Origin of the sequence: Faecalibacterium intestinale, from assembly GCF_040096575.1 — a bacterium.
GTDB classification, from domain to species: domain Bacteria; phylum Bacillota; class Clostridia; order Oscillospirales; family Ruminococcaceae; genus Faecalibacterium; species Faecalibacterium intestinale.
Genome location: NZ_JBBMEN010000048.1, coordinates 1 through 5,138, shown reverse-complemented (window position 1 = coordinate 5,138; position 5,138 = coordinate 1). Strand labels below are relative to the sequence as shown.

Here is a 5,138-nt window from a genome sequence, read left to right as displayed (position 1 = left end):
GCAATTATACACCGTTCCGGTGAAATTGCGGTCTTGCAGACGGCTCGATGAAATCGAAGCTGGCGTTTGTGCGCCAGCCCGATTCCATCCCAAGGAAAACTGCATTTTCCTTGCGCTGCTTTGCAGCTATCCTTTTGCGGCTCCCGCCTGAGACCGAAGCGCACAGCACTCCGCTCCAAGGCGGCGAGCAAAACCGAATACGATTCCAGACCGTTCATCAAGAGCAATCTTGCTGGGCGGTCTTTTTGTTTGGAGGTGATGCCTATTCCGTGTCCGCATTTCAAAATCACCATCGTCAAGCGCAGCCAAGGACAGTCCGCTGTTGCCGGGGCCGCTTATCAAAGCGGCGAACGGCTGTTCAGCGAGTACGACCAGAAAACAAAATTCTACAACAAGAAGAAAGAGCTTGTCCACGCCGAGATCATGCTGCCGTCCCATGCGCCGCCCGGATTTGCAGACCGGGCAACCCTCTGGAACGCCGTGGAAGCCGTGGAGAACCAGTGGAACTCCCAACTTGCCCGGCGCATCGTGCTGGCATTTCCAGTGGAGGTTCCGAAAGAACAGTATCTGAAAATGATTCGGGAGTTTTGTCAGGAGCAATTCGTATCCAAGGGCATGATCGCCGACTTTGCCATTCACGACAAGGGAGATGGCAACCCACACGCCCACATTCTGCTGACGCTCCGGGCAATGGACGAACACGGAAAGTGGCTTCCAAAAGCCAGAAAGGTGTACGACCTTGATGAAAACGAAGAGCGCATCCAACTCCCATCCGGCAACTGGAAATGCCACAAAGAAAACACGGTGGACTGGAACGACCAGAAGTACGCCGAGGTCTGGCGGCATGGCTGGCAGACCATCACCAACCGCTATCTGGAAGCTGCAGGCAGACCGGAGCGTGTTGATCTCCGTTCCTTTGAGCGGCAGGGCATCCAGCAGATACCGACCGTGCATCTCGGTCCTGCGGCACACCAGATGGAAAAGCGTGGAGTGGAAACCTTTCTCGGAAATCTCAATCGGGATATTCGAGCCGCCAACAGCCTGATACAGTCCATCCGCAGTGCGATTCGTGGGCTGCAACGCTGGATCGCAGACCTGAACGAAAAGAAGCAGCTTCTTCTGGACGCTCTGGAAAAGGCGAAAGAACCCACGCTGTCCGACTTGCTGGTGGATTACTTCAACCTTCGCAATGATCAGCGGAGCGATTGGTCGAGCAGGGCGCAGATAAAATGTACTGCCCGTGACCTCAACGAAGTTATGCAGGCTGTTGATTATCTGAAAGCCCATTCTCTGAACATCATCGAGGATTTGGATACCGCAATTTCCAACCTGAACCAGACCATCGCCCCTCTCCGCAAGCAGTTGAAGCAGAACGAGAACCGTATGCGTTCGATTGCTCAAATCAAGGACGCTGCGGCCGTCCATGCCAAGCTGAAACCCGTCCACGACACTTTTATTAAGAAAAACTTTAAGCTGACCAAGGACGCTTACGCCGCCCAGCACAAGGACGAGCTGGACGCATTCAACAAAGCCGTTCGCACCCTGATGAAGCTGAACGGTAGCACAGCGGTGGATTTTTCGGCATTGGATGCCGAATTTTCTGCGCTGCAATCCAGCAGCGCAGAACTGCGTACCCAACTGGAAACCTTGCAGCCGGACATCTCCGCCCTGAAAAATATCCGCAAGTATATCGACATGGTGCTGAATAAGCAGCAGCTTTCCACACCGGGCGGCAAGCCCCCGGAGAAGGAATCGGTGCTGAAACAGCTGGAGCAGCTTCAGCAGAAAAAGTCCAACTACAAAACGATTTCTACCACCCCAAACCGCGAAGAATCGCTCTAAACGATCTTTCTGTCACCGATATGCCGTTGCAATCAGTGGCAGAAGTACATAATTCATTTGTTTTTTGCTGGCTTTTGGCTATTCTCGCTGGCTAGTGAGTAGAGGCGTACTTTTAAGGCAGAAATTTTCTCCAACACCCCCCATTTTAGGCCACTTTTTCTGTTAATAGTAGAAGCGCCTCTTTGAAAGCCGGTCATTTGTGACCTTTTTGTTAATTCTCAAAAAGATGGTTGTCTTTGGGCTGTTTTCGTTGCCTACCTATTGAGAGGATTTTTCAAAAGCGGAGATTTGGTCTCAAGAATTACAATTCAATTACAAGTTTCTCACCAATGCTACGAAACAGGCGTTCTCGATGCCTACCAAGTGTAGGGCATCTTTTTCAAGACCATTCTCGGACTATTATGACGTTTTGTTTACAAAATTGCTTGCAATGCTACGAAATGGCCTTTTTCATCGGCTACCAAGTAGAAGGATGTTTTTCGTCCGTCAAAGTCCAGAAATCTTCCATATGTTCCTTGACAAGTGAATAGTTCAATCGTCCGGTACTTCACAAAAGGTACTTCTGTAACTCGCAGCCCGGTCATAACGAAGACGGGGTGGCTGAAATGCCAATGGTGCGGTGCAAGTCCGCCGCCGGACGATTCCCCACTCCTAGGGAAGTCGAGGACCAATATGGGAGACCTTAACTTATTAACGCAGCTGAGCACTTGTTTCGTGCTTTTCTGCGACTGGAGAATTGGAACCCACCAATTCTCGTTACATACTCTTTGTTTCTGATTTCTGCTTCAGCTGGAGGTGATCAACATTTCAGAATATCTTACCACGCAAACTCTGCTGCCGCCGTTTCTCCCATACCCACGCTTCCTTTTGGAACTTGACCTGAGCCAGACTGCAAAAATGACTTATGTGCTGCTGCTCGACCGTGCCACGCTCTCGCAGAAAAATCTCTGGATAGATGAATGTGGTTTCGTGTTTGTCATTTTTACGATTTGCTCTTTGGCTGAGCAGCTAGGGCGCAGCACTGTCAGTGTTTCCAGTGCGCTTAAGGAATTGGACGCTGCAGGATTGATTGAGCGCAGACGAACGCGGTTTTCTTCGCCCAATCACATCTTTGTGAAAATTCCAAATGTTGAATAGTTCTGCGTTTTTCACGATTCAAGAACCGCCAAAATCACGATTCTGCGATGCAGATTCTTAATGGCATCTGCAAAAGATATTTTTTCTATGCAGTATAGCAGCCTTTAAGACTGTATCAAAGAAAACTTTCACCTAACCAACGTAATAAAACAAAAAGAGAAAAACGAATAGAATCCATCCATTCCTTTCCGTATTTGCACCACATGAATGAGGAGGTCTGCCCTTGAACAAAGAAAAATCTGAGAAGGAACCCACCACACGCAAACGTGCGCCGAGAAGTCCGAAGTCCGTGCGCCTAATCGTGGAACGCCATTATATCGGCAATGTGCCGATGAATACGCTTTTTCAGCGGCTTGCGGAAGAAGAAATTCGTAAAACTGCCGAATCGTATCTCGCCGCTGGCTAATTGGACGTTTTACTGCGGAAAAGGGCTTGCATCATCACGCAGCATCCGCTACAATGTGATTGATGAGGTCTCTTTTCCATTATGGAGGTACACATGGAAAAGGACAAAAAAGTAACTGCTTTATACTGCCGACTGTCAAAAGATGACGGTTCAAACAGCGAAAGCCTGAGCATCCGCACTCAAAAGGCGATGCTTATGGAGTATGCCACACGCAACGGTTTCGGGAATTGCCAGTTCTATGTTGATGATGGTTACAGCGGTACGAACTCTGACCGCCCTGCCTTTCAGGAACTTCTGGATGATATCCGGGAAGGAAAGGTGGCATCAGTCATTACCAAAGACCAGTCCCGACTTGGACGCAACCACATCGAAACCGGAACGTATATGGAAATCTTCTTTCCTGAACACGGTGTCCGCTATATTGCAATCAACGATGGTTATGATTCCAACGAGCAATCTCAGATGGATATTGCCCCGTTCCGAAACATCATCAATGAAATGTACGCCAAAGACACTTCCCGAAAAATCAAGAGTGCCCTTCGGACACGCAAGAAAAGCGGAAAGTATATCTCCAGCGGCGCACCGTTTGGCTACCAGAAAGACCCTGCCGACCACAATCACCTTGTGATCGACCCGAACACCGCCCCCGTTGTTGAGTATATCTATTCAATGGCAGAGGAAGGGCTGGGGCTTCACCGCATCGCCAAGCGGCTCCACGATGAAAAAGTCTTGAAGCCGTGTTACTACAAGAAAGAGATGTTTGGCCGCTTTATTGATGATGAAAAGATGTATGATTGGGACAGTGCCTATATCAGTCAGGTTCTGCACAGCCCAGTCTACGCCGGACACATCATCTACGAAGCCAAGCCCACCGTGTCCATGAAATCCAAAAAGCGGCGTTATATTCCGTTTGAAGAACGCGCTATCGTTCCGAATACACATGAAGCAATCATCCCACAAGACCGTTGGGAGAACGTGCAGCGAATCCTTTACAGCCGTTCCAGTAGTTTTATGTGCGATAAGACCGACTACGACAATATCTTCAAAGGCATCGTCCGCTGTGCAGACTGCGGCAGAACGATGTTAGTCAAGGTCGAGCACAGGCGCAAACGTAACAGTGTTCTGGATCAGACCTTTTATTGTTGCAGCACTTATCGGAAATATGGTGCGAAAGCCTGTGACTCGCATAATTTGGAAGCCCGTGTTCTGCATGAAGCTGTCTTTGCGGACATTCAGGCACACGCAAAGGCCGCTGTGAGCAATCGGGAAGCCCTTGTGAAGAAGATTGCAAATCAGATGCACCTCCGGGTGTCCTCTGACCGGGCGCAGCACAAACGGGATTTGAAGCAGTGTAAAGCACGAATCGCAGAAATCGAAGACCTGTATGCAAAACTTTATGAGGACGTATCAAAGGGACTTCTCCCGGAGAAACGTTTTCAAATGCTTGCAGATCGCTACGACAAAGAACAGGCTGAACTGACCGAGAAGATTGAGCAGTACGAGCGGGAAGGCCGTGCTGAACACGATCAGCTGGACAAGATTCAGGATTTTATTGATGAAGTCAGCAAATACGCTGGTATCACCGAACTGAACTATAAGATTCTGCATCAGCTGATTGACAAGATTCTGGTATCCAGAGCGGAAAAGGTCGATGGCGAATACGTCCAGAAAATCCAGATTTTCTACCGCTTTATCGGCCCATTGGATGCCATCGAGTAACAAAGTCAGAAAAGTCACCTCCGAGAACTATCCT

General features: G+C 49.1%; 4 protein-coding genes. All 4 read left to right on the top strand.

Annotated features, from left to right (window positions below):
* The first annotated feature begins 264 nt into the window (after positions 1–264).
* The 4 genes from mobQ (at position 265) to WMO20_RS14180 (ending at position 5,104) form a co-directional block, all read left to right on the top strand.
* Complete coding sequence (mobQ, locus tag WMO20_RS14195) at positions 265–1,842, top strand: MobQ family relaxase (protein ID WP_435387776.1); 1,578 nt, start codon at positions 265–267, stop codon at positions 1,840–1,842.
* A gap of 795 nt (positions 1,843–2,637) precedes the next feature.
* Positions 2,638–2,979 carry a replication initiator protein A gene (locus tag WMO20_RS14190; protein ID WP_156060343.1) on the top strand — a complete coding sequence of 114 codons (342 nt, stop codon included), beginning with the start codon at positions 2,638–2,640 and terminating at the stop codon, positions 2,977–2,979.
* Between the two features lie 223 nt (positions 2,980–3,202).
* A complete protein-coding gene (locus tag WMO20_RS14185; protein WP_349187283.1) occupies positions 3,203–3,385 on the top strand; it encodes a hypothetical protein in 183 nt (60 codons plus the stop codon).
* An 81-nt stretch (positions 3,386–3,466) separates the two neighbouring features.
* Positions 3,467–5,104, top strand: a complete 1,638-nt coding sequence (locus WMO20_RS14180) for a recombinase family protein (protein WP_349187282.1) — start codon at positions 3,467–3,469, stop codon at positions 5,102–5,104.
* The last annotated feature ends 34 nt before the right edge of the window (positions 5,105–5,138 follow it).